We start from the raw sequence: 23684 nt of genomic DNA, 5'->3' as shown, positions 1-23684 counted from the left end.
CCCTCCGGGAGGGAACTCATGACCACCATGCCCGCGCTGTTCCTCAGCCACGGCGCACCGCCGCTCGTCGACGACGAGCGATGGGTCGCGCAGCTGCAGCGCCTCGCCGCCGACCTGCCTCGTCCGGAGCAGATCCTCGTGGTCTCCGCGCACTGGGAGGCCGCGCCGCTCACCGTGGGCGCCACCGATTCCCGTGTCCCGCTCACCTACGACTTCGGCGGCTTCCCCGAGCGGTACTACCGCACCGTCTACCCCTCCCCCGGCGCGCCCGACCTGGCGGACCGGGTCGCGGCCATGGCGCCCGACGACCAACCCGTGCACCGGGACTCGCAGCGCCGGCTGGACCACGGCGCGTACGTGCCGCTCACGGTGATGTACCCGGACGCCGACATCCCGACGCTGCAGGTCTCGCTCCCCACGCTCGAGCCGGAGGCGCTGTTCGGGCTGGGTCGGCGGCTCGCGGAGCTCCGCGAGGAGGGCGTGATGATCATCGGCTCCGGGTTCACCACCCACGGCCTGCCCTTCCTCACCGACCCGAGCGCCGACGCCGTCGCGCCCGGCTGGTCGGTCGAGTTCGACGCGTGGGCGCACGAGCGGTTCGCCGCCGGGGATGTGGACGGGCTCATGCGGTTCCGCGAGGAGGCGCCGGGGATGCCCTACGCGCACCCGCGGATCGAGCACTTCTCACCGCTGTTCGTCACGCTCGGCGCGGCGACGGATCCCGAGGCCGCGCCCGAAGAGCCGATCGACGGCTTCTGGATGGGGCTGGCCAAGCGCAGCATCGTCGCGGCCTGACGAGCGTCAGGCCCCGTCGGCCGCCCCGTCGGCCGCCCCGGCGACGTAGGCCAGGAGGGCGGCATCGTCGGACTCGAGGCGGTCGACGATCTCGCCACCGTCGCAGCGCAGCAGGGCGACGACGGCCCTCTCATCGGTGCGGCGCAGGACCGTCCAGGTGCCGCCGGAGTCCTCCCAGCGCCGCAGCTGCTCGAGCGGGGTCATCGTCGACGGTGCGCCGTCAGGCGACGGCCTTCGCGACCAGGGCCGCGATCCGCGCCTCGGTCTCGGCGTCGAGGGCGGTGATGTTCCAGACGATGGGGTGCATGGTGGCGCCCTCCTCGAAGGCGGGGTTCACCGTCTCGCCGAATCCGAAGGCCACGTACGTGTCTCCGGGCTTGATGTAGCAGACGTCCTCGCCGCCGCCGACGTAGAACGGCAGGCCCCAGCGCACGACGGGCTCCAACCCGGGCGCATTCTCGCGGATGATGGCGTGCACGCGCTCCCCGATCTCGGCGTACGGCGCGGGCATGGCGCGGAGCTTCGCGAGAACGGCGGCGTCGCCCTTCTTGGTGAACATGACGGTGGGCCTCCTCGGCGTGGATCGACGACTCACGGTACCCCGCACGAGGTGATCGGGCGGGGCCGAATGCACCGGCCCCGCCCGACTCACGTCTCCCCGACTCGGACGTCGCTATCCGCCGGTCGCGGGTCGGCGCTCCGCGAACGGATTGCCGCGCAGCTCCTCGAGCGCCCGGCCGACGGCGAAGACGGTGTCGTCGTCGTACGGATGCCCGACGACCTGCACGCCCGTGGGCATGCCGTTGGCGGCGAAGCCGCTGGGCATCGCGAGCACCGGGCAGCGGTTGTTGACGTTGAACGGCATGGTCAACAGGCCCTCGGTCCAGGGGACGACGGTGCCGTTGATCTCGATTCCGTCGGCCATGGTGTCGCCGGCGGGAAAGCCCACGGCTGCGCTCGTGGGGCAGATCAAGGCGTCGTAGCCGTCCATCGCGTCGGCGAGACCCTGCATGAGGTTGTACTCGGCGCGGACGGCGTCGAACATCGTCATGTGCTCGCGGGCGATGCTCGCCAGATCGAGGAAGTTGCGGGCGTAGTCGTTCATCAGCGCGGTCCGGTCGCCGACGATGCTGTTCATCAGCGACGCGACCATCTGCGCGAAGTGGCCGGCGGTGCCGACCCGCAGATCGTCGATGTTCCAGCCGAATCGAACCTCCTCAACGATCGCGCCGGCCTCGGCGAGCGCGTTCGCGGTGGCCCGAGCGTTCGCGACGACCTCGGGGTCGACGGCGAAACCACCGAGGTCCGGTGAGAACGCGATCCGCATGCCGCGCACGTCACGATCGTCGGAGATGGTCACCGTCGGCAACGACGTCTGGTCCAGGCGATGCTGCCCGACGACGAGGTTCGTCGCCAGCAGCGTGTCGGCCACCGTGCGGCCCATGACGCCGTCGCCGCGGTAGTAGTCGAGCGTCATGGGGCCGGCGCCCGGCACGCGGCCGTAGGGCGCCTTGTATCCGACTGCAGCGCTGAAACAGGCCGGGCCGCGGGTGGATCCGCCGATGTCGGAGACGGTGGCCAGCGTGGTGAAACCGGCCGCGACCGCGGCCCCCGCACCGCCGGACGAGCCGCCGGGCGAGAAGTCCGGGTTCCACGGGTTGCGGGTGATGCCCCACTTCTTGGTGTGGGTGTACGTCGCGATGGAGAACTCCGGCGTGGAGGTGCGGGCGTGGAACACGGCGCCGGCGGCGCGGAGCCGCTCGATCACGGGATGGTCCTCGGGCGCGGAGTAGCCCTCCCACGCGAGCGACCCTTCGGTCACCCGGTAACCGGCGATGGCGTGCTTCTCCTTGGTGGCCACGGTGATCCCGTCCAACGGCAGAGCGGTCCCGTCGGCGTACCGTCGTTCGGATTCGCAGGCGCGCTCCAACGCCCAGTCGTCCATGCGCTCGACCAGGGAGCAGAGGAGGGCGTCGCCCTCGTCGGCCCGCTCGAGCTGGGCGCGGAGCACCTCGACCGGGGACACCTCGCGCGAGCGGAACAACTCGAGGAGTTCGGTGGCGGGCAGGTAGCAGAGGTCGCGGTTCACTTGGCGAGGTCCTTTCCGGGAACAACATCAGTGGCTGGAGCGTGGTAGAGCAGGGACGAGGGGACGCGGGCCCGGAACGCCTCGGCGTTGCGGGGAGCGGCGTAGGCGGCGATCACGGAGACCACCGCGCCGAGGCCGAGGAACATCCAGGCCGCGGTCCAGCCGGAGTTCTGCGCGAGGAAGCCGACGATCGTGGGTGAGAGCACACCCGCGATCATGCCGCCGAGCAGGATCATCCCGGCGGCGATGCCGGTGACCTTCGGGTCGAGCTGCTTGATCGGGATGCTGAACGATCCGATGTAGGCAGAGGACGCGAGGCCGACGATGAGCGTGGTCGCGGCGACGTAGGTGAAGACGTTAGGCATGAAGGGCAGACTGATCACCAGCAGGCCGGCGATCGTCATGCCGGGCACGATGAGCCGGATCGGGTTGCCGCCGATCCGGTCCGAGTAGCGGCCCGCCAGCACGATCATCAACGCGGCGGCCAGGCCCGGCGGCAGGGCCAGCAGCGCCGAGGCCGACGGGGAGAGCGCGAACTCCTCCTGCAGATACGTCGCGGTCCAGGCGTTCCAGCCCCAGATCAGGATGTCGTAGCCGAAGAAGGCCAGGGCGAACCACCACATGGCGGGGGTGCGGAGCAACGCGGCGGTGCGGCCCTTGGCGACGTCGTTCGCGGGCACGTCGTGCATCGGGGCGGGCATGCCCTTGATGAAGACGAAAGTGATGACGATGCCGAAGATCGAGATGACGAGGAACATGCCGCGCCAGCCGACGAGCGGCAGCAGGATCGCGGCCACGATCATCGCCATCACGACGCCGATCGCATTGGAGCTGTTGACCCAGCCGTTGGCGGTCATCCGCTCATCGGGCAGCGATCGCTCCGCGAGCAACTTCATCGCCGCGCCGGGGAAGATCCCCTGCGCCAGACCGAACAGGATCCGGATCGCGATCAGGGTGACGAAAGAGGTCGCCAGCGCCGTGAGGCCGGTGAAGATCGACCAGGCGATGAGCCCGATCACGGCTATCCGCATCGCGCCGAACTTGTCGGCCAGCATGCCGCCGGGGAGCTGCGCCGCGGCGTAGGCGAGGAAGAAGACCGAGATCACGAGGCCGAGCTGGCCCTTCTCCAGGCCGAGATCCTTGCCGATCAGCGGCAGCGCGACGCCGATCACCGATCGGTCGATGTAGTCGATGCACCAGACCGTGAACAGCAGGATCACGGTAGTGCGAGTGATGGGGTGCAAATCGGTCTCCCGGTTCAGGTCCGGCGTGTGATCGCCGTCATACTCAGTGGGTGGAGCAGAGCGTATGGAGCGGAGCGATCGATCGAGTCGCCGCGCTGATATACGGCGCAGACGGCCCGGTCGTGGCGAATTCCGGTCACGACGTGCTCGCGGACGACGATCAATTACTGGTAGCGGAGCTCCAGGCCAGGCCACGCGCCCCCTGGACGGACATCGGAGGCGCGCTCGGCATCAGCGGCACCACGGCGTCGCGGCGCTGGAATCGTCTGGTCACCGACGGGTACGCCTGGATCACTGCGTATCCCGCGCAACTGCTTCCGGTGACGGGATACGTCTGGATCACTGTTTCCCCGCGCCGACGGCGGCACGTCGGGGCCACGATCACCGCGCATCCCGCGACCTACTGGGTCGACCAGCTCGACGGCGAACGGACCTTCCTCGCCGGCGTCGCCGCGACGTCGCTCCGCGGGATCGAGGCGACCGCCACCGAGATCGCCGAGATCGACGGGGTGATGGACGTCCACCTCCAGCTCTGCCGATCAGTCATGCACGACGGGACCGTGTGGCAACCCAAACTGGCCGGCCCCGTCGACCAGGAGCACCCGACGATCTGGCGCGCACGCGAGACGGGCGATGTCGCGCGGCCGTCCGAGACGGACATCCGACTGTTCCGCGCTCTCATGCGCGACGGGCGCGCGACCTACACGGAACTGGCCACCGCGACAGGGCTCTCCGACCGGACGGTGCGCCGCCGCCTTCCGGAACTGCTCGAGAACCGGATGCTCAGCACCCGCTGCGACGTGAGCCGCGAGACTCTCGGCATGGAATCGGGTTTCTTCCTGTCGATCCGGTGGACCGCCCGCTGGCGCAGCCTGATCGGAGTCGCCTGCCGGATGCCGGGCGCCCGGCTCGTGGCGGGTGTCAGTGGGGCGAGCCCGTTCCTGCTCCAGTTCTGGGGACGGTCGATCGCGGACGCCGACATGGTGGTCGCGCGTCTCGAGGCCGCCGTCCCGGATCTGCACATCGACCGCATCGACTACTCCGTGCGCTCCCTCAAGCGGTTCGGGCGCTACCTCGGGCCCGACGGGCGGGTCGCCGACGACGCCCTGGCTCCCGACGTCGACCTCTTCGACTACGCCCACCTGGCCGACCGCCCGACGTGACCGACCGCGGATACGAAAGAACCCCTCCGACCGTGGTCGGAGGGGTTCTCCCTCTGTGGAGCTAAGGGGAATCGAACCCCTGACCTCCTCGATGCGAACGAGGCGCGCTACCAACTGCGCTATAGCCCCTTGCGGAACTCGAATACCTTAGCAAGCCCCGCGGCGAAACTGTTAACCGACCTTGCGCTCGTACGGTTCCCGCACGTCAGCGGGCCGATCGGCGGGGCGATCGAGGAAGTCGAACTCCTCGGCGCGGTAGCGCGGCAGGTGGTCGAAGGCGGGGTCCTCGTCGTCGATCTCCATGACGATGCAGCCGCCGCGGCGCAGGTGCGCCGGCACGCCGTCGCGCACCTCGGCCTCGCGGGCGCGCTCGCGGCGGGCCCGCTCCAGCCGGGCCATCCGGCGCCGACGGATCTCGGTCTCGATCCGCACCGTCCGGCGCAGGTAGGCGAGGTAGGCCACCAGCGCGAGCACGACGGCGCCGAGGCCGTACCAGGCGAAGGGCACGTTCATCAGGCCCGCGCCGAGCGCGACCACGGCGAGCACGCCCAGGACCAGCGTGACCCGCTGGCGGAACCGGAACCGCGCCTCGGTGATCCGGGCGTCGTTCTCGGGGTCGTAGCCGCCGCGGCGGCGGCGCGGCTCGGCGTCGCGGGCCTCGTCGGCGTACTCGCCCTCGTACTCGGCGTCGTCCAGCTCGTCGTCGGCGTCCTCGGCCACCGGGCGGGAGACCGGGGCGATCTCCTCCGTCAGCTGCTCGTCCGCGGCCACGTCATCGACGTCGTCGTACTCCGCGGCCTCGTCGGCCTCGATGTCGGCTTCGACGTCGATGTCGGCGTCCGCGTCGATGTCGGCCTCGGGCTCGACGACTGCCTCGGCGGCGGGTGCGGTCACGCGGCGGACGATCGGCGCGGCCTCGGGCGCGGCGGCCTCGTCGGTCGCCTCGGGGGCGTCGACGTCGAGGTGGTCGAGGTCGACGACCTTCGTGCGCTTGGCCATCGCGGCCCGCTCGACGGTGTGGATCGGGGTGGTGTCGCCGTCCATCGGGCTGGATCCGTGCAGATCGTCGACGTCGGAGTCGACGTAGGCGTGCGCCTCCGCGTCCTCGTCGCCGGTGTCCTCGGCCGCGGAGTCGGAGGTCTTGCCGAGCACGATCCGGCCGTCCTCGACGATCTCGTCGTCCCCGAGCTCGGCGTCCGCGTCGGCCTCGCCGCGCGGCTCCTCGACGACGGTGGCCGCCGGGCGGATGCGGCGCCGCACAGCGCGGCCGGCGGAACCGCCGCGGTGCAGCAGCCGGGTCTTCAGTGTCGCGTCGGACACCTGGTTCACCTTGGGGTGCCGCGCCGCGAGCATCGGAACGAGCACCACCAGCCACGCGACGATCAGCCCCACCCAGAGCAGTGTCTGCGGGATCATGTCGGCTCCCTCCGGCAATCAGCGAGCACGGATCACATCCGTGTAAGTCGCCTTGAAGGCTATTTCACCGTGGTGAATCAGCGCGCCCGACGCGCCGTAGCCAAACCCCAAAAATCTCAAACAGTCACTTCAGTCACACGAGTCAGAACCGGGCACGCCCCGACCGGACCACCCGCGCGACCATCGAATCCGCGACCTCCTCGGCCGTGATCGCGACCAGCAGATGGTCGCGCCAGGCACCGTCGACGTGCAGGTACCGGCGCAGCAGGCCCTCCTCGCGGAAGCCCGAATTCCGCAGCACGGCGCGCGATCCGGCGTTCTCCGGGCGCACCGTCGCGTCCACGCGATGCAGGCGCAGCGCGCCGAAGCAGTGGTCGACGGCGAGCGCGACCGCGGCCGTGGCCACCCCGCGGCCGGTCACCCGCCGATCCACCCAGTACCCGACCCACGCGCTCTGCAGCTGCCCGCGCGTGATGTTCCCGATGGTGATCTGGCCGGCGTAGGCACCGTCGACCTCGATGACGAGCGGGACGATCGTCCCGGACCTGGCCTGCGAGCGCAGGGAGGCGCACAGCGGCGTCCACTGCGAGGCCGCGTGCCGCCGTTGCCAGTTCACCTCGCCCGACGGTTCCCAGGGCTCCAGTTCCGCCCGGTTCAGCAGCCGCAGCCGCGACCACTGCCGGCCGTCGCGGGCGCGGATGGGCCGCAGCCGCACGACGCCCGCGGGGGTGGTGAGGGGCCCGAGTTCGACCTGCCAGCTCGCTCCGAACACCGACGTCAGCCGCGCTGGGCGAGGAAGGCGACGACCACGTCGTCGCCCGCCCGGACCTCGGTGACCTCCGGGTCCACGACGATGAGGCAGTTCGCCTCGGCCAGGCTCACCAACAGGTGGGAGCCGTTGTCGGGGATCGGGGCGACCATGAACTCGCCGCTGTCCTCGTCGCGCATGAGCTGGCCGCGCACGTACTCGCGGCGGCCGGCCGGCGACTGGTGGGACGCGGCGCTCTTGGCCGTCACCAGGCGCCGCATCGGCTGCCGCTTGCCGAGCGCGATGCGGATCAGCGGCCGCACCATCACCTCGAAGGCGACGAGCGCGCTCATCGGGTTCGAGGGCAGCAGGAAGGTGGGCACCTGATCGTCGCCGAGAGTGCCGAAGCCCTGGACCGACGCGGGGTGCATCGCGATGCGCTCCACCGCGAGGTCGCCGAGCTCGGCCAGGGCGGCTGTGATGTCGTCGGAGGCGCTGCCGCCGAGCGCGGAGGTCACGATCACGACCTCGGAGCGCTGCAGCTGCGCCTCGACGGCCTCGCGCACCCCGTCGGTGGTGACGATGCCGACGCGGTGCACCTCGGCGCCGCAGTCGCGGGCGGCGGCGGCCAGCGCGTAGGAGGCCACGTCGTAGACCTGGCCGGCACCGGTGTCGCGGTCGACGTCGACGAGCTCGCGGCCCACGGAGATCACGGCGACACGGGGCCGCGGGTGCACGGAGACCTTGTCGCGCCCGACGGCGGCGAGCAGGCCCACCTGCGCGGGCCCCACGACGGTGCCGCGGCGCACGGCTACGTCGCCCGGCTGCACGTCGTCGCCCGTGCGACGGACGTACTGCCCGGACCGGACCGCATGTCCGACACGGACTTTCGACAGGCCACCGTCGGTCCACTTGTCGGGCAGGACGGCGTCGGCGAGCGTGGGCAGCGGCGCGCCGGTCTCGACCTTGACGGCCTGGCCCGGCTGCAGCCGGATCGGCTGGCGGTTGCCCGCGCGGACCTCGCCGACGACCGGCAGCGAGACGACGATCTGCTCGCCGGTCTCCTCGTCGGTCTCGCCGGCGCTCGCCACGTCGACGGAGCGCACGGCGTACCCGTCGATCGCGGCCTGGTCGAACGCGGGGAGGGCGTTCTCGACGACCACTTCCTCCGCGCACATCAGGCCCTGCGCCTCGGAGATACCCACGCGCACCGGCCGCGGCGCCACCGCCGCCGCCGTGACCCGTGCCAGATGGTCCTCCACGGAGCGCATGCTCTCGGCCTCCTACAGCGTCAGTCTCGGTTCAGGCGATCCTGCAGCCAGTCGCGCAGGTCGGGACCGTAGTCGTCGCGGTCCAACGCCAAGTCAACCGCAGCCTTGAGGTAGCCCCCGGGATTTCCGAGGTCGTGTCGGGTTCCGCGGTGCACGACCACGTGCACCGGATGCCCCTCGCTGATGAGCAGCGCGATGGCGTCGGTCAGCTGGATCTCGCCGCCGGCGCCCTTGTCGATGCGGCGCAGCGCGTCGAAGATCGCCCGGTCCAGCAGGTATCGGCCGGCCGCCGCGTAGTTCGACGGGGCGTCCTCGGCCTTGGGCTTCTCGACCATGCCGTTGACCTTGAGCACGTCCGGGTTGGCGGCGTCGGGCACGATCTCGACGTCGAAGGCGCCGTAGCTGCTGATCTGCTCCGGGCTGACCTCGATCGCGCACAGCACGGAGCCGCCGCGCTTCTCGCGGACCTTCGCCATCGTCGTGAGCACGCCGATGGGCAGCACCAGGTCGTCGGGTAGCAGGACGGCGACGGCGTCCTCGTCGTCGTCGAGGACCGGCTCGACGCAGGACACGGCGTGCCCCAGGCCCAGCGGCTTCTCCTGGATGACGGCCTCGGCGTGGATCAGGTTCGGGGCGCGGCGCACCTTGTCGAGCATCGCGGTCTTGCCGCGCTTCTCCAGCGTGCCCTCGAGGACGAGGTCCTCGACGAAGTGGGCGACCACGCCGTCCTTACCGGGGCTGGTGACGATGCAGAGCCGCTCCGCACCGGCGGCCGCGGCCTCCTCGGCCACCAGCTCGATGCCGGGGGTGTCGACCACCGGGAGCAGCTCCTTCGGCACCGTCTTCGTCGCGGGGAGGAAACGGGTACCGAGGCCTGCAGCGGGGACGATCGCGGTCTTCGGAATGGACGGCGCGTTGCTCATTCCCTCACCTTAGGCTAGGTCACGTGACGGTAACGATCCGAGTGGCTGTGAGTTCGCCGCATGAGCACTGAGTCCAAGACCGCGTGGCGCGCGCGATTCCGGCGCGGTCGCGCCGCTCTGACGGACGCTCAGCGGGCGGAGGCCGCGGCGGCGTTGACGTCCGTTCTGGCCGCATTGGACCTGGGTGAGACGGTCGCGGCGTACGTGCCGGTGGGTTCCGAGCCCGGCTTCGTCCTCGACAGGAGGGTGCTGCTGCCGGTGACCCCGCCGGAGCCGGGCCCGCTCGACTGGGCGTGGTCGGGCTCACTCGTCCCCGGCCCCTTCGGACTCCTCGAACCGGCGGGGCCGCGGCTGGGCGCCGATGCCGTGGCCTCTGCGGCGACGGTGCTGCTGCCGGCGTTGGGCTGCTCGCGGGAGGGGGTACGACTCGGGCGGGGAGCCGGCTACTACGACCGCTCCCTGCGGCCCGGCCCACGGCTGATCGCGGTGGTCTACGACGACGAGCTGGTGGACTCGCTGCCGTCGGAGCCCACGGATGTGCCGGTGCACGCGGCGCTGACCCCGTCGGGGTTGGTCGACTTCGCGTCGTGAATCCACGGCTGAGAGCGTCAGGAGGCCGAATCCGGCTTCGTGACGCTGTGAGCCGTGGATTCACGGCGCCGGTCACACCAGCAGGCGGGAGATGTACTTCTCGCCGTAGACGCGCAGGGCGGCGGTGTCGCTGATGTCCAGGCCGGTGGGCGAGTTGGACAGCAGCGACCCCGTGATCCGCAGCATCAGGTCCACGACGGAGCAGAGCTCGGCGTAGTCCTGCTCGGCGCCGGTGTTGCGCAGGCGGATCACGATGCCCTGGATGAGCAGGTCCCACACGCCGCGCGGGATGCGCAGGAAGTACTCGGGCTCGGCGGCCAGCACCTTGGACACGGCCATGTTCGACTCGGCCTGTTCGATGCTGAGCACGAACACCTCGACCAGCGTCTGCTGCGGCGTGTACCCGACGATGGTCTTGTCGAGCTTGCGGCGCAGGGTGCGGATCTCGATCGCGACGACGCGGGCGATCAGCTGGTCGCGGTTGGGGAAGATCCGGTACAGCGTGCTGCGGGACACGTGCGCCTGCTTGGCCACCTGGTCCATGCTGACGCCGGGGATGCCGTTCGCGGCGATCACCTCACGTGCCGCGTCCACGATCCGCCGCGCAGGTGAGGGAACCGTCATAGCGGTATCGTATCCGCTCACATCCTTGGCACTCGAATCGCAGGAGTGCTAAATCGAGGGGTAGAATCGCGAGGTGCCTACCTATTCGTATCAGTGCAAGGAGTGCGGCGAGGCCTTCGACGCCGTCCAGTCCTTCTCCGACGATCCGTTGACCGTGTGCCCCAACTGCGGCGGCCCGCTCCGGAAGCTGTTCAACTCCGTGGGCGTCGTCTTCAAGGGCAGCGGCTTCTACCGCACCGATTCCCGCAGCTCCAAGGCCGATACGACGGCCAAGCCGGAGAAGAAGTCGGACACGGCGGCGAAGGTCGACAAGGCCACCAGCTCGTGACGCACGTCTTCGACGAGGCGACGGCCGTCGAGCCGATCGCCGGCGGTTTCCGCGCGCAGACGCACCCGGCCTACAACAACATGGTCGGCCCGTTCGGCGGGATCACCGCCGCCACCGTCGTCGCGGCGCTGCAGGCGCACCCCGAGGCGCAGGGCCACCCGCTGAGCCTCACGCTCAACTTCGCCGCGCCCATCAAGGACGGCGCCTGGGACGTCGCGATCACCGTGCTCCGCACGAACCGCACCAACCAGCACTTCACGTACGTAATCAGCCAGGACGACGGTGCCGTCGCCTCCGGTACCGCGGTGTTCGGCACCCGCCGCGACACCTGGAGCGACACCGAGACGCCCTTCCCCGAGGTCGGGGCGCCGGAGGACCACGCCGAGCTGTCCATGCCGGAGTTCGTCGAGTGGGCGAAGAATTACGAGACCCGCTTCGTCGCGGGCAGCCTGGAGATGGACGGCCCGCAGGACGCGTCGACGACCACCATGTGGCTGCGCGACAAGCCGGCGCGCGCCCTGGACTACCCGGCGCTGGCCTCGATCTCCGACTCGTTCTTCCCGCGGATCTTCCTGCGCCGCGGCACGTACGTCCCGGCGGGCACCATCTCGCTGACGACCTACTTCCACGCGAGCCCCGCGGAACTCGAGCAGCAGTCCGACGACTACTTGCTCGCCACCGCCCGCGCGGCCCGCTTCGGGCACGGCCATTTCGATCAGTACGGCCAGGTCTGGGGCCGGAACGGCGCGCTGCTCGCGACCACGCATCAGATCGTCTACTACAAGGATCCGCAGGCCTGATCTTCAGGCGTTCTCCACAGGTTCGGGGTTATCCACAGGCGCCTCGTTTCCGACGGTGCCGGGGCGCGGCACCGTCGTAGCCTCCGGGCATGGACTCCTTGCAGCCGACCGGGGCGGAACGGATCCGGGCTGCGCTGCGGCCCGGCTGGGCACGCACGCTGACTGCCCGGCGGGCGGCCGCGGCGGCGCTGGCCGTGCTCGCGCTGATCGTGGCCGTCACCAGCCGCCCGAGTGGCCCGCAGGCGCAGGTGCTGGTGGCCGCGCGGGAGCTGGGGCCGGGCGGCCGGCTCACCGTCGAGGACCTGGCGGTGCGCACCGTGCCCGCGGAGCTCGCGCCGCAGGACGCGCTCACCGGTCCCGACGATGCCGTCGGCCGGTCGGTGACGGGGCCCGTCGGCGCGGGCGAGATCCTCACGGGCCGCCGCGTGCTCACCGACCGCACCGCCGGGTACATCCGGCCCGGATCGCGGCTGGTCCCGGTCTCGCTGCAGGACGCGGCCACGATGGACCTGCTCCGCGCGGGCGACGTGGTCGACGTGGTGGCGCAGCGCAAGGACGACTCCCCCGCGGTGCTGGCCCGCTCGGCGACGGTGGCCGTGGCCGCGGCGCCGCAGGCCACGCGGCAGCAGGCCCGCACGGCGATGCTCGCGATGTCGGAGTCGGAGGCGCACGCCGTGGCGGCCGCGGCGCTCAGTTCCCCTCTGTCGGTGGTCTTCCGGTGAGGTCAGCCGACGCGGTAGGTGAGCTCGCGGATCAGCCACGTCTGCCGCTCCCGCGCGACGTCCGCCGCGGCGGGGCCGTAGTAGTAGCGCAGGTACTGCTCGCCGGCGCGGCGCTGGGCCCGGGTGGGCAGCGTGGCGAGTTCGGCGGGCGGGGCGAGTTTCGCCGCCTCGGGCGTGGTGATGGCGCCCTGCAGCCACCGTCGCTGCTCGAGGATCATCCACCACCAGGCGCCGCCGAGCAGGGTCAGGGTGACGGCGCACTTGAGGAGGATCAGCGCGAAGGCGATCATCGGGTTGTCGCCGCTGGGCGCGTTCCACCAGAAGTGCATCAGGTAGGAGAGCGCCACTGCCAGGGCGGCCAGCGCGGGGCGGCTGCGCAGCAGCGCGAGGCCGAGCGCGAAGAAGCCGGTGTACACCCAGTGCGACTGGAAGCCGAAGAGCGCGCGGAGCAGCGTCACGGTGAGCGCGCCGGCGGCGTCGGACTGGGCGTCGCGCAGCGCGAAGGTCATCGCGTAGGTGAGGTTCTCCACCACCTGGAAGCCGAGGCCCGCGAAGGCGCCGACGGCGAAGATCTGCAGGGGCCGGCGCAGCCGGTCGCGGAACATCACCAGCAGCAAGGCGACGCCGGCGCCCTTGATCGTCTCCTCGTCGAGCGGGCCGACGAGGGCCGCGCCCCAGACGGTGGCGCCGGGATCGTCGAGGACGTCGCTCACGGCGTCGGAGGCGAAGCCGTTGATCTGCAGCGACAGGCCGCACGCGCCGATCGCTCCCCAGGCGAAGGCGAGCGCCCAGGCGCTGCGGACCTGGGCGTGGGAGCGATCGAGCGCCCAGATGATCACCGCGATCGCGGCGGCCGCGAGCACGATGATCGGCAGCGCCACGGCGATGGCGGTGCCGGACTCGGCGAGCCGCGGCACCATGTCGCGCGCGAGCACGTAGCCGCCGCACACCAGGCCGGCCGCGAACACCCACAAGGAGATCGTGGTCATCCGCGCGCGCATCAGACCTCCCGCATCGACTGGACGAGCGCGGTCAGGTCGGGCACGGCACCGTCGGGCGGGCGCAGCGTGAGCACCGTGACCAGCAGTGCGTCCCGGCCGACCACGGCGCACTCCCCCGACCGGCCGCCGCCGGTGGCGGTGCAGCTGCGGCCCGTGAAGTCGGCGCCGCGGAGCTCGCCGGTGAAGCGCGCGTCGACGCCGCCGGCTTCGAACTCGCGCAGGCGGCGCGGGGCGGCGGTGTCGAAGTCGGTCATGCCGGTTGTCAGGCGCACGGACAGCGAGCTGCCGGTGGCGTGGGTGAAGCGCGCGACGTCGGCCCGGCCGGACGGCACCTTCTCCCAGCCCGACGGTGCGCGGAAATCGACTCCGGCGTACTCGTTTCCGACGCGATAGGGCTGGTCGGCGACGGGCGTGTGCGGCGTGGGCACGGCGCGTTCGATCCCGAACCACCCCGCGGCGAGGCCGCCGACGGCCAAGATCACACCGGCCGAAACGCCCGCGTCCACTGCGCGGATTCGATTCATACGGCTAGCATAAGTCCGAAATTGCATCACGCGTCACTGGCGTTACAACCTCACGAAGGACACTCGATCATGCTCAAGGGATTCAAGGACTTCCTCCTCAAGGGCAACGTGCTGGACCTCGCGGTCGCCGTTGTCGTCGGTGCCGCGTTCACCGCGATCGTCACCGCGTTCACCGAGAACATCGTGCAGCCGCTCATCGCCTCGATCGGCGGCGGCAAGGACGTGCAGGGCCTCGCGTGGCAGATCGTCAGCGGCAACGACAAGACCATCGTCGACTTCGGCGCGGTGATCACGGCGGCGATCAACTTCATCCTCGTCGCGGCCGTCGTGTACTTCATCCTGATCCTGCCGTACGAGGCGCTCAAGAAGCGCAGCGGGAGCACCGCCGGTGAGGACGAGGTGGACGTGCTCGTCGAGATCCGCGACCTGCTCGCCGCGCAGGCCGCGCAGCCGCAGGGCGGCGCGCACTCGGTCACCGAGCTTCCGCCCACGGGCCAGTTCCCCTCGCAGAAGCCGCAGATCTAGGCCCAGCTACAACCGAAATCCGGCCTCCCCCACGCGGGGAGGCCGGCTTTCGTTTCCGGTCCGACGGTGCCGTCGGCTCTCGTTCGACTCCACGGCAACCGCATCAAACTCAGCCATCCCCAAGTCGGACCAACGAGAATCCCCTGACACATCGGGCGACGCTACTCACAGCTACCGAACTCCCAGAAGTCGAGAACGTAGTGCTTGAACGCACCGTCAACCAGGGGAGTCCACGTGCCTTCGCTGTTGGTCTCCGTAAACATGCTTACGTCGACCTTCGTGCCCGGCCACAAAGTGGTGGAAGGAGACGCCGTGGAGGCCTCCCAATGGCCAGTCACCATCTTCTTGAGAGTGCACGGGCCGCTGGCGTTCGCTGCTGGCGTTGCGCCCACACCGCCACAAACTGCCAGCACGATAGCGAGTCCCGATGAGATCAGCGCCTTCTTCATCAAACACCTCCGCAGCATGAGTAATTACCAGCGCTATCTTAGCTCTCATCTGCTCGCCTGCGATGAGATCGTGAACTCACGGTCATCGTGGTGTGCGCACTTTCAGACCAAGCGCATCTGGCATCAAGACGAAAGCCGGCCTCCCCACGCGGGGGGCCGGCTTTCGTTTCCGGTCCGACGGTGCCGTCGGCTCACATCAGCCGAGGGTGAAGCGATCGCCCCAGAGGATCACGCGGCCCTTGCTGTCGCCGACCTGGGCGCGGACGATCACGTACAGGCGGGCCTGCGCGTAGCCGGCGCAGCCGTCCACGCCGATCGTCTGGTCGCTGTAGGCGAAGCTGCCACTCGAGCCGGTGAAGTCGAAGCTGGTGGACGGTGCCGCCCAGTCCGGGTCGATCTCGTCGCCCGGCTTCGGCCAGGTCGAACGGTCGTACGTCAGCGACTGTGTACCGATCGAACCCGCCGCGAGCGAGAGGGACGCGCCGGTCGAACCCGTCACCGAGGGTTCGATCGTCGGGCCGTTGAAGCCGACCGAGGCGCCGGACGCCGCCTCGACACCGGCTTCGACGCCGGCCGTTCCGACATCGATCTGGCAGCCCACGGCGTACCCCGCCTCGATCGAGCCGCCGTCGGCATCGGCGCCGTTCACCTTGACGCTGACCGTTCCCGACACCCAGGCATTGCGCGTGGTGGGCAGTGCAACCATGCCGGGCGACAGCTTGGCGCGCTGCCCGGTGACGGAGACGGTGATCGAGCCGGATCCCGCCTTCACCGTCTGCGAGGCGTTCCGCAGCGGGATGACAGTATCGGCGCTAGCCGTAGCGGGCACGAGCAGCGCAGCGGTCACGGCGCCTGCCGTGGCGAGCGCCGCCGCAGCGAGGGAGATTCTCGGGGTCATGTACCCAGTCCTTTCGTACGCCGGCTGAGCTTCGCCGACGATTGAGAGGAAGCTACCAGCCGAAAAACGCCCAAACCGCCCGTGGAAACGCTGAGTTAACACTGACGGGAAGCTGTAACAGAATAGGCACTTTCTGAGGACTCCGGAGGGTTTCGGGCCGCAAACGACGGATCGCCCGCCCCAATCAGGGCGGGCGATCCGTCGGTCGGAGCTATTCGCCGTCGTTCGCCGTCTCGCCGCCGGTGCCGGGCTCGGCTTCGCCGGTCGAACCCGCGCTGCCGGACGGCTGCGAGTCGCCACTCCCTGTGGGCGCGGTCGGCTCCTGCGTCGTCGGCGCAGTCGGCTCCGCGGGCTTCGTCCGGTCGGGGCGGTCGAACAGGTCACGGACGGCGCCGATGAGATCGCGCCCCGTCGCCCCGTCGCCCGTCCCCGAGCCACCGGTTCCCGGGGTCGGCACAGTGGAGCCGGCCTGCGACGAGCCCTCAACCTCGGGTGCGCCCGAGCCTGAGCCGCTGAGTGTCTTGACGAGAGGCTTCGCGGGCTTGGCCCCCGTCTCGGCCGCAACGCCACCGGCCGCCGAGCGGTCGGCCGCGGCGTCGGGCAGGGTCGGCACGCCGGGAACGACGGCGCCGATCGCCTTCAGGTCGTACTCGAGGATCTGCCCCGGCAGCGCGACCACGTTCCCGGCCAGCTCGGTGAGGTAGCCCTGGATCGCCTGCGCCGCGCCGGCGAAGTCGCCCCGGAGCGCCTTCTTGTTCACGGCGTCACTCACCGCCTGGAAGATGTTCGCACTCAGCGGGACGCCGTCCTTCTCCTTCGTCTGCCCCTCCTTGAGCGGCTTACCGTCCGCACCGACGTACTCGCCGGCGTCGTTCGTCTTGTAGCCGACGGTGACGAACGCGGCGAGCCTGGCCTGGTCGAAGTTCTTCAACGGGATCCCCGCGACGGTCAGCAGGCTCCCGACGGTCGGCAGCGCGAACGGGCTCGCATCAGCCGGGGACGCGGCCGCCCGAACCGCGGTCGCGGTCGGGGCCGGCTTGGGGAAGAAAGCCCCCACGTTCAGGTTGATCAACGCCGCCGGGAGGGCGATCACCTTCGAGGCGAGCTGGGCCAGGTAGTTCTGGATCTGCGCCGCGGCGGCAGCGAAGTCACCCTTCAGCGCCACCTTGTTCACCGAATCACTGATCGCCTGGAAGATGTTCACGTTGACCGCCACGCGATTGTCGGCGACGTACTTCGCGTAGTCCGCGTCGGACTCGCCCACCGCCTTCTCCCGAAGCGGCTTATCGTTCTTGTCCACCAACTTGCCGGCGGCGTTCGTCTTGTAGCCCGTGAAGACGAACGCGGACGTCCGAATCAGCTCGAAGTTGCTGAAGGGAAGCGCGAGCACCTTGAGCGGGTCGGGCGCGAACGACTCCAGAGCGGGCAGCTCCGGCAACGCGGCGGCCTGCTGCGCGGAGACGACGGCCGCGGGCGCGGGCGCAGAGGTGGCGGCGACGGCGTTCGCGCCGACCGGGGTCGCGATGATCGCGGCCGCGGTCACCGCGGCGGCCAGCGAAGTGGTGCGCTTCATTGTTGTTAGTTCCCCTCAGTTCAATCTCAGGCGATTCCTACCTGTTCCTGAAAAATAGCACCGCACATGGGGGAAGAAATACGAAGTACGGAAAGTCGGTTGAGCTATCCATTACCAAGCAATAAAAAGAGTTCTGGCCCCTGGGAGCGATACCCACGGTGGCGGCTTTCGACATTGCACCAGCAATTCGCCGACGGTTCCGAAACCGGACAAGGAGACACCGACGTGACTCCTGCGCGAACGACTCTGTCGCGCGTCGGTGCACGTCATTCGGCTGACGAGTGACGCCCCGCCACGCGTATCCGTACCTAGCGCGCTCCGGACTACAGAAAAGCGCATCGCGCGCCCCGGGAAGCCCGAGACGCGCGATGCGCTGATGTGAAGCGGAGCGACTACTTTGCCGTCGAGCCTGCCGATGAATCCGATGCGCTCGACCCCTCCGAGGCCGAGGAGTCCGACGCGCTCGAGTCGCTGGTGGGCTTCGACTCCGCGGCCGGCTTCGACTCTGCAGCGGGCTTCGCATCCGCCGTCGGCTTCGACTCCGCAGCGGGCTTCGCATCCGCCGTCGGCTTCGAGTCGACAGTGGGCTTCGACTCCTCGACGACCGGCTTGGTCTCCGTCGGCGTCGACTCGACCGGCTTGGTCACCGTCGGCTCGGCGGCCGGCGTGGTCACCGTCGGGGTCGACTCGACCGGCTTGGTCACCGTCGGCTCCGCCGCGGGCTTCGAGGTCTCGGAGACCACCGGCTTGGCGGTCTCCACCGCGGGCTTGGCGGCCTCGGCGGTCGGCTTGGTCGTCTCCACCACCGGCTTCTGCGCGACGGCCGTCTTGTCGGCGACGGACGTCACGAGGGACTCGTCGGTGGTAGCGACCGAGGTCCGCGACACCGCATCCGACGATGTGGTGGTCGGCGCGGCGACGCCCGGGGTCAGCGAGGCGATCAGCTTGTCGATCTTGTCCGACGCCGCCTTGATCTGCGCGCCCGGGAACTCGACGATCGTGGTCACCGACTTGGACACGGCGTCGACCACGAGGTTGACGGCATCGCCGAACTTGCCCTGGAAGATCGCCTGGGGGACCGAGGTGAGCAGGCCGTAGAAGTTCTTGTAGATCGACAGTGCCGCCTGGCCGCCGGCGTACGCGGTCGCGACCGGGATGCCCAGGACGTCGAGCCCCGAGGTGATCGGGTTCGGCTTGGCGGCGGTGTCGGACGAGACCGTGGCCGCAGCCTTGGGCGCCTCGGCCGCCTTCGGGCCCGCGCCGGTGGCGATCCAGGTCAGCGAGTCCGTGACCGCCTTCTGGAACAGGCTCGGGACCGAGCCGAACTCGCCCTTGAAGATGGCCTGCGGCACGGAGGTGAGCATCTTGTACCAGATGGTGTAGACGCCCTGGCTGGTCTGCAGGACGCGGTAGACCGCCTGCACCGGAAGCCCGGCGAGGTTGAGGAGATCGGTCACCGACTTCGGCACCGTGGGCAGCTCGACAGCAGCCTGCGAGCTCGCAGCGGAAGCAGCAGCGGTGGCGCCCTGAACGGCCTCGTCGGTGACGACGACGAAGGTGCCGAGCGCGGCCGGAACGGCGGCGGCCGCATTCGCAACCGCGGGAGCCGCGGCGATGTTCTTGAGCACCGCGGCGGGGGTCGCGATCGTGCTCGCGACGGTGGCGGCCGGGGTGGCGGTGGGTGCGGAGGTCGCGGCGACGGCGCCGGAGACCGGTGCGATGGCGACGGCGGCGGCAGCCACGATCGCGGTGACGGAGGTGAGGGAGGTGGCCTTCGTGTTCATTGGTGTCAGCTTCCTTGAGGACGGATGCAGCGCCCGGGATTCATGCAGTACAAGCCGGGCGGCGCCGTGCCCGATTTGTACGTTGGTACCAATCTGTTGAGACACAGAAGGCGGTGCCCGAATGGACACCGCCTTCTAGCGTGTGGTGGCTATCAGCCCAGGGTGAAAGGCTTGCCCCAGAGGAACACCGTCGACTGCGTGTTGCCCGACTTCACCTTGACCTTGGCGAAGAAGCGGGCCTGCGCGTAGCCGGCGCAGCCGTCGACGCCGATGGTCTGCTCGGTGTACGCGAGCGAACCCGAGGAGCCCTTGAACTTGAAGCCGGTGCTCGGATCGGCCCAGTCGGGGGAGATCTCGTCACCCGGCGACGGCCAGGTGGCGCGGTCGTAGGTCAGCATCTGTGTGCCGATGCTGCCCGCGGCCAGCTTGATCGACGCACCGGTGGTGGCGGTGACCTTCGGCTGGATGGTCGGGCCGTTGAAGCCGACCGACGTGCCCGACTCGCCGGTGACGCCGGCAGTCACGCCAGCGGAGCCGACGTCCACCTGGCAGCCCACGGCGTAACCGGCGGCGATGGAGCCACCGTCGGGCTTGCCGCCGTTGATCTTCACGGAGACCAGGCCCGAGACCCACGCGTTGCGGGTGGTGGGCAGGGCGACCATGCCGGGCGAGAGCTTCGCGCTCTGGTTGGTGATGGTGACGACGACGTTCGAGTCGCCCACCTTGTTGGAGACGCTGCCGTTGGGCAGCGGGATGAAGGTGTCGGCGTTGGCCACACCTGTGGAGACGGTGCCGAGCGCCACGCCGGCCGCGGCGGCAACGACGGCGCCGCGGATCGCGATGTTCTTCATTGAAATGACATTCCTTCGGGAATCGCCGCCCCGCAGGGCGGGCAAGAGAGAGTCAGGTCGGTCGGAGAATCAGCCCAGCGAGAACGGCGCGCCGTACAGGAAGCCCTGGATACGGTTGCTGCCCTTGATCTCGACCCAGGTCACGACGCGCGCCTGCGCGTAGCCCGAGCAGTGCTTGATGTCGATGTTCTGGTCCTTGATCGACACGTTGTAGGTGCCGGCCTTGGTGAACTTGATCGAATCCGTGGAGCCGATCTGGTCGCCACGGCCGTAGCCGGTGACGCTCGAGGTCGCGCCCGGGCTCAGCGGAACAGACAGCGTGGCACCCGCGCCACCGAGGCTGGCGCTGGGGCCGCCCGAATCGAGGCCAGCGCCGGGGCCGGTGACCTTGCCCTCGACACCGATCGCGCCGGGGAACTGGCAGCCGACGATGACGCCGACGCCGAGCTTGCCCTGGATGTCCTTGGCGTCGGCGGGAGCCGAGACCGTGACGGAGCCGTTGGACGTGTACCACGCGGTGCGCGACTGCGCCGTGGCCAGCGAGCCCTGGATCGCCGACGAGTTGCCGGTCGACTTCAGGACGACGCTCCAGCCAGCGGGGGCCGGGACGGTCTTCTGACCACTGGGCAGCGGGCCGGCGTTGGCCGATCCAGCCGCGACCGAGGCAGCAGCAGCCACCGCGATCGCAACGACGCCAGCGCGCCCTGCAACCTTGCTCATCTTGCTCATTCGTTCCCCTCACCAGGAATCATGGTGTGACGCTCCGGTAGGAGCGCCGGCCGGCGACTCACCCAGCCGCCCTGCCGAATCCTGCGCTTCGTCTCAGCTCAGGATCACTATCGGTTCCCCGGAAGTCTTCGCTGACCTTCGGTTCTCGCGGAGCATATCCTCAGTTTTCCAGGTCGCGCAACGCTTTCGATCTTCGTAAATGATGAGTTCGTGAACCTTTTCATCGCGATCGCGAATCTCGTACTCATGCGTCGACCTGCACTTCTTAGGTTGCACTCACCGAAAACGGTCATCTACCTGCATGAAACTTAGGGTGGGCTTCGTCCTTAGAGTTCACTCAGATACACCAGAGCCGTAACCTGACCGTTTCACTGGGCGGGCGTGTCCTTAGTCACACTACCCAGGTTTGCGGTTTCAACGACGCTAGCCGCCGTGGTGCGGCGGGCGGTTCTCGCGATACCACCGCTCGGTCGGGTCACCGTCGGACCCGGAACGGCGAGACGCCGCGCCCGGGCGGGGCGCGGCGTCCTTCGATCCTCGGCCGGAGCCGGAATCGGGCAGATCGTCCTTGGTCTGTGAGGGCAGGACGTCCCCGAAGATCCGCGCGACATCGCGCGCGGAGTACTTCCGGGGAGCGGGGCCCTCGGGGGTGGAGCCGGGCTCGGACATCACCGGGCCTGGTCGTCGCCGCCCGCGATGTGGCGGATCACGTGGGTGGCGAGCGGCGTCAGCGTCGCCATGCCGTCGCGGATCGCCGCGCGCGAGCTGGCCAGGTTCACCACCACCGTGCTGCCGGAGACGCCGGCCAGCCCACGGGAGAGGCCCGCGTCGGTCGCGCCCGCGGCGAGCCCCGACGAGCGCAGCGCCTCGCAGATGCCGGGCAGCTTCTTGTCGAGGATCTCCTCGGTGGCCTCCGGCGTCACGTCGCGGGCGCCCACGCCCACGCCGCCGATGGTCACGGCCAGGTCGACGCCGCCGATCACCGCGGTGTTCAGCGCGTTGCGCACGTCCACCTCCTCGGCGGGGACGACGACCACGGCGTCCACCTCGAAGCCGGACTCCTCGAGCAGCTCCGTCACCAGCGAACCCACCGACTTACCCGCGCCGGACGCGCGGGAGGCGCCGGGCTGCAGGTGGTCGTCGACGACGATCACGAGGGCACGGCCGATCACCCCGGCCCCGTCGAGGGCGGCGTCATCGAGGGCCGGCACGTCCAGCACGTCGTCCTCCAGCCACTCGGCGTCCGCTGCTCGGCTCTGGCTCATCTCCGCGGTCATCTTCGACTCCTCCGTCACTTGTCCAACTTATCGAGCGTCACCTGCTTGGTCACCGGACTCGTACTACTCGGGCTATCGAGGTAGGTAACGGTCACGGTAGCCCCCGGCGGGTAGGCGCGCACGGCGCCGATCAATCCATAGCCGTCGCTGATCTGCAGCTGGTCGATCTTCGTCACCAGCGCACCCTTCGGGATGCCGGCCCGACCGAAGGCGCCCGTCGACGAGACCTCCGCCACCAGCGCGCCCGGCCGGCTCACCGAGGCCCGCGGGTCCACCGTGACGCCGACCGCAGCGTGCGTCGCCGAGCCCGACTCCATCAGCTCCTTGCTGATCCGCTGCACCTGGTTCGAGGGGATCGCGAAGCCCAGGCCGATGCTGCCGCCCTGCTGCCCCGTCAGCCTCGAGCCGCCGAGCGTCGCGATCGACGAGTTGATGCCCACCAGCCGGCCCGTCATGTCGACCAGGGCGCCACCCGAGTTGCCCGGGTTGATCGCCGCGTCGGTCTGCACCGAGTTGATCACCGTCGCCTGGTCGGAGTCCTTGCCGCTGGTCGCCACCGGGCGGTTCAGCGCCGAGACGATGCCGCTGGTCACCGTGCCCGCGAGGCCCAGCGGGGCGCCCACGGCCACGACCTCCTGGCCGACGGTCAGCTTGCCGCTGTCGGCGAAGGTCAGCGGCTTGAGGTCGCGCTTGTCCGTCTGGATCACCGCGAGATCGGTGATGGGGTCCGCGCCCACCACGGCGGCGTTGCTCACACTGCCGTCGGAGAAGGAGACCGTCAGCTTGCCGTTCCCGGCGATGACGTGGTTGTTCGTCACGATCTTGCCGTCCGCGCTGATCACCACGCCCGACCCCGACGACTCCGAGGTCCCCGCCTGGTTGTCGATCGACACCACTGCCGGCAGCACGCCCTGCGCCACGTCCTGCACCGAGCCCTTGACCACGGGCGGCGCGTCACCGCCGGACACCGTCACCGTCGGCGACGAATCGTTCCCGCCCCACACGAGGTACGCCCCGGTCACCGAGAGCAGCGACGCGATCAACGCGATCGCCACGCCCATCGCGACCAGCGCACCCATCCCGGGCCCGCGCGCGGGCGTCGTGGTCACCGCGGGCAGGACGCCCGGCCCGGGGTAGCCCGACGGTGCGCCGCCCGGCGCCGGGTAGGCGCCCGAGTACTGCTGCGTGGGCCGGTACTGGCCCTGCGCGGCGGGCTGGCCCGGCTGGCTCGCCTGGCTCTGCGCACCGGGCTGGCTCGGCTGGCCGTACTGCCCGGCCGGCTGCCCCTGCTGATAGGGATTCTGCGGACCCTCGGTCATGGAGCCCCCTCCTTCGTGTTCTTCCCCGCCAAGACTGCAT

27 protein-coding genes and 1 tRNA gene are annotated in these 23684 nt (G+C 70.0%); 7 read left to right on the top strand and 21 right to left on the bottom strand.

The features are described 5' to 3' along the window. The first annotated feature begins 18 nt into the window (after nt 1–18). Nucleotides 19–795, top strand: coding sequence for a dioxygenase family protein (locus WFK95_RS04710; RefSeq protein ID WP_336670003.1), 777 nt, complete (start codon nt 19–21; stop codon nt 793–795). Between the two features lie 6 nt (nt 796–801). On the opposite strand, the gene WFK95_RS04705 is transcribed toward WFK95_RS04710, so the two are convergent. The 4 genes from WFK95_RS04705 to WFK95_RS04690 all read right to left on the bottom strand — a co-directional run bounded on the left by WFK95_RS04705 (nt 802) and on the right by WFK95_RS04690 (nt 4104). Beyond that, nucleotides 802–999: a hypothetical protein gene (locus tag WFK95_RS04705; protein ID WP_336670002.1), complete on the bottom strand. Its 198-nt coding sequence runs from the start codon at nt 997–999 to the stop codon at nt 802–804. Nucleotides 1000–1015: 16 nt separating this feature from the next. After that, nucleotides 1016–1354: a DUF1801 domain-containing protein gene (locus WFK95_RS04700; RefSeq protein WP_336670001.1), complete on the bottom strand. Its 339-nt coding sequence runs from the start codon at nt 1352–1354 to the stop codon at nt 1016–1018. A 114-nt stretch (nt 1355–1468) separates the two neighbouring features. Further along, the gene (locus tag WFK95_RS04695; protein ID WP_224647020.1) at nt 1469–2884 is read right to left on the bottom strand and encodes an amidase; all 1416 of its coding nucleotides are present in this window, start codon (nt 2882–2884) and stop codon (nt 1469–1471) included. After that, nucleotides 2881–4104: an MFS transporter gene (locus WFK95_RS04690; protein ID WP_336670000.1), complete on the bottom strand. Its 1224-nt coding sequence runs from the start codon at nt 4102–4104 to the stop codon at nt 2881–2883. Before WFK95_RS04690 ends, WFK95_RS04695 begins: the two co-directional genes overlap by 4 nt. Before the next feature lie 146 nt (nt 4105–4250). Between WFK95_RS04690 and WFK95_RS04685 the strand changes: the two genes are divergently transcribed. Next, complete coding sequence (locus WFK95_RS04685; RefSeq protein WP_336669999.1) at nt 4251–5291, top strand: Lrp/AsnC family transcriptional regulator; 1041 nt, start codon at nt 4251–4253, stop codon at nt 5289–5291. Nucleotides 5292–5347: 56 nt separating this feature from the next. Here WFK95_RS04685 and WFK95_RS04680 read toward each other — a convergent pair. From WFK95_RS04680 to WFK95_RS04660, 5 genes are all read right to left on the bottom strand, one after another. Continuing rightward, nucleotides 5348–5420, bottom strand: a tRNA-Ala gene (locus tag WFK95_RS04680). Nucleotides 5421–5462: 42 nt separating this feature from the next. After that, nucleotides 5463–6707, bottom strand: a complete 1245-nt coding sequence (gene sepX / locus WFK95_RS04675; protein ID WP_336669998.1) for a divisome protein SepX/GlpR — start codon at nt 6705–6707, stop codon at nt 5463–5465. A gap of 142 nt (nt 6708–6849) precedes the next feature. After that, entirely contained in the window at nt 6850–7479 is a 630-nt protein-coding gene (locus WFK95_RS04670; protein WP_336669997.1) for a GNAT family N-acetyltransferase, read from the bottom strand. Between the two features lie 5 nt (nt 7480–7484). Then, a complete protein-coding gene (glp, locus tag WFK95_RS04665; protein ID WP_224647030.1) occupies nt 7485–8726 on the bottom strand; it encodes a molybdotransferase-like divisome protein Glp in 1242 nt (413 codons plus the stop codon). Nucleotides 8727–8746: 20 nt separating this feature from the next. Next, nucleotides 8747–9649 carry a UTP--glucose-1-phosphate uridylyltransferase gene (locus tag WFK95_RS04660; RefSeq protein WP_224647032.1) on the bottom strand — a complete coding sequence of 301 codons (903 nt, stop codon included), beginning with the start codon at nt 9647–9649 and terminating at the stop codon, nt 8747–8749. Between the two features lie 60 nt (nt 9650–9709). On the opposite strand from WFK95_RS04660, the gene WFK95_RS04655 reads away from it, so the two are divergent. Continuing rightward, nucleotides 9710–10240 (top strand): 5-formyltetrahydrofolate cyclo-ligase, encoded by a 531-nt coding sequence (locus WFK95_RS04655; RefSeq protein WP_336669996.1) that lies wholly within the window; start codon nt 9710–9712, stop codon nt 10238–10240. Between the two features lie 72 nt (nt 10241–10312). Here the strand turns inward: WFK95_RS04655 and WFK95_RS04650 are convergent, their stop codons facing one another. Next, nucleotides 10313–10864, bottom strand: a complete 552-nt coding sequence (locus tag WFK95_RS04650; RefSeq protein ID WP_224647035.1) for a TetR/AcrR family transcriptional regulator — start codon at nt 10862–10864, stop codon at nt 10313–10315. Between the two features lie 73 nt (nt 10865–10937). Between WFK95_RS04650 and WFK95_RS04645 the strand changes: the two genes are divergently transcribed. The 3 genes from WFK95_RS04645 to WFK95_RS04635 all read left to right on the top strand — a co-directional run bounded on the left by WFK95_RS04645 (nt 10938) and on the right by WFK95_RS04635 (nt 12714). Further along, entirely contained in the window at nt 10938–11192 is a 255-nt protein-coding gene (locus tag WFK95_RS04645; RefSeq protein WP_224647037.1) for an FmdB family zinc ribbon protein, read from the top strand. Next, a complete protein-coding gene (locus WFK95_RS04640; RefSeq protein WP_336669995.1) occupies nt 11189–11992 on the top strand; it encodes an acyl-CoA thioesterase in 804 nt (267 codons plus the stop codon). Before WFK95_RS04645 ends, WFK95_RS04640 begins: the two co-directional genes overlap by 4 nt. Before the next feature lie 89 nt (nt 11993–12081). Next, on the top strand, nt 12082–12714 hold the full coding sequence (locus WFK95_RS04635; RefSeq protein ID WP_224647041.1) for an SAF domain-containing protein: 633 nt from the start codon (nt 12082–12084) through the stop codon (nt 12712–12714). A gap of 2 nt (nt 12715–12716) precedes the next feature. On the opposite strand, the gene WFK95_RS04630 is transcribed toward WFK95_RS04635, so the two are convergent. Beyond that, complete coding sequence (locus WFK95_RS04630; RefSeq protein ID WP_336669994.1) at nt 12717–13703, bottom strand: PrsW family intramembrane metalloprotease; 987 nt, start codon at nt 13701–13703, stop codon at nt 12717–12719. 11 nt (nt 13704–13714) lie between these two features. After that, nucleotides 13715–14239, bottom strand: coding sequence for a hypothetical protein (locus tag WFK95_RS04625; protein ID WP_336669993.1), 525 nt, complete (start codon nt 14237–14239; stop codon nt 13715–13717). A 69-nt stretch (nt 14240–14308) separates the two neighbouring features. Here WFK95_RS04625 and mscL point away from each other — a divergent pair, with 69 nt between their 5' ends. After that, complete coding sequence (mscL, locus tag WFK95_RS04620; protein WP_224647046.1) at nt 14309–14764, top strand: large-conductance mechanosensitive channel protein MscL; 456 nt, start codon at nt 14309–14311, stop codon at nt 14762–14764. A 161-nt stretch (nt 14765–14925) separates the two neighbouring features. Here mscL and WFK95_RS04615 read toward each other — a convergent pair whose 3' ends face one another. The 9 genes from WFK95_RS04615 to WFK95_RS04575 form a co-directional block, all read right to left on the bottom strand. Then, on the bottom strand, nt 14926–15213 hold the full coding sequence (locus tag WFK95_RS04615) for a hypothetical protein (RefSeq protein WP_336669992.1): 288 nt from the start codon (nt 15211–15213) through the stop codon (nt 14926–14928). Nucleotides 15214–15409: 196 nt separating this feature from the next. Further along, on the bottom strand, nt 15410–16111 hold the full coding sequence (locus WFK95_RS04610; RefSeq protein WP_224647049.1) for an MspA family porin: 702 nt from the start codon (nt 16109–16111) through the stop codon (nt 15410–15412). A gap of 211 nt (nt 16112–16322) precedes the next feature. Further along, on the bottom strand, nt 16323–17684 hold the full coding sequence (locus tag WFK95_RS04605; protein WP_336669991.1) for a hypothetical protein: 1362 nt from the start codon (nt 17682–17684) through the stop codon (nt 16323–16325). Between the two features lie 392 nt (nt 17685–18076). Next, on the bottom strand, nt 18077–19468 hold the full coding sequence (locus WFK95_RS04600; protein ID WP_336669990.1) for a hypothetical protein: 1392 nt from the start codon (nt 19466–19468) through the stop codon (nt 18077–18079). Between the two features lie 152 nt (nt 19469–19620). Further along, nucleotides 19621–20319 carry an MspA family porin gene (locus tag WFK95_RS04595; RefSeq protein ID WP_224647053.1) on the bottom strand — a complete coding sequence of 233 codons (699 nt, stop codon included), beginning with the start codon at nt 20317–20319 and terminating at the stop codon, nt 19621–19623. A 69-nt stretch (nt 20320–20388) separates the two neighbouring features. Continuing rightward, complete coding sequence (locus WFK95_RS04590; RefSeq protein WP_224647054.1) at nt 20389–21048, bottom strand: MspA family porin; 660 nt, start codon at nt 21046–21048, stop codon at nt 20389–20391. Nucleotides 21049–21471: 423 nt separating this feature from the next. Next, nucleotides 21472–21717 carry a hypothetical protein gene (locus WFK95_RS04585; protein WP_224647055.1) on the bottom strand — a complete coding sequence of 82 codons (246 nt, stop codon included), beginning with the start codon at nt 21715–21717 and terminating at the stop codon, nt 21472–21474. Further along, on the bottom strand, nt 21717–22325 hold the full coding sequence (locus WFK95_RS04580) for a MogA/MoaB family molybdenum cofactor biosynthesis protein (RefSeq protein ID WP_224647072.1): 609 nt from the start codon (nt 22323–22325) through the stop codon (nt 21717–21719). The genes WFK95_RS04585 and WFK95_RS04580 overlap by 1 nt, the downstream gene beginning before the upstream one ends. 14 nt (nt 22326–22339) lie before the next feature. Continuing rightward, nucleotides 22340–23644, bottom strand: coding sequence for a trypsin-like peptidase domain-containing protein (locus WFK95_RS04575; protein WP_224647056.1), 1305 nt, complete (start codon nt 23642–23644; stop codon nt 22340–22342). Nucleotides 23645–23684 lie beyond the last annotated feature (40 nt).

The sequence above is a fragment of the Tsukamurella sp. USMM236 genome, from assembly GCF_037148755.1.
In the GTDB taxonomy this organism is placed as follows: Bacteria; Actinomycetota; Actinomycetes; order Mycobacteriales; family Mycobacteriaceae; genus Tsukamurella.
Note: the sequence above shows the minus strand (reverse complement) of the source record. Positions and strands in the feature narration are given on the sequence as shown.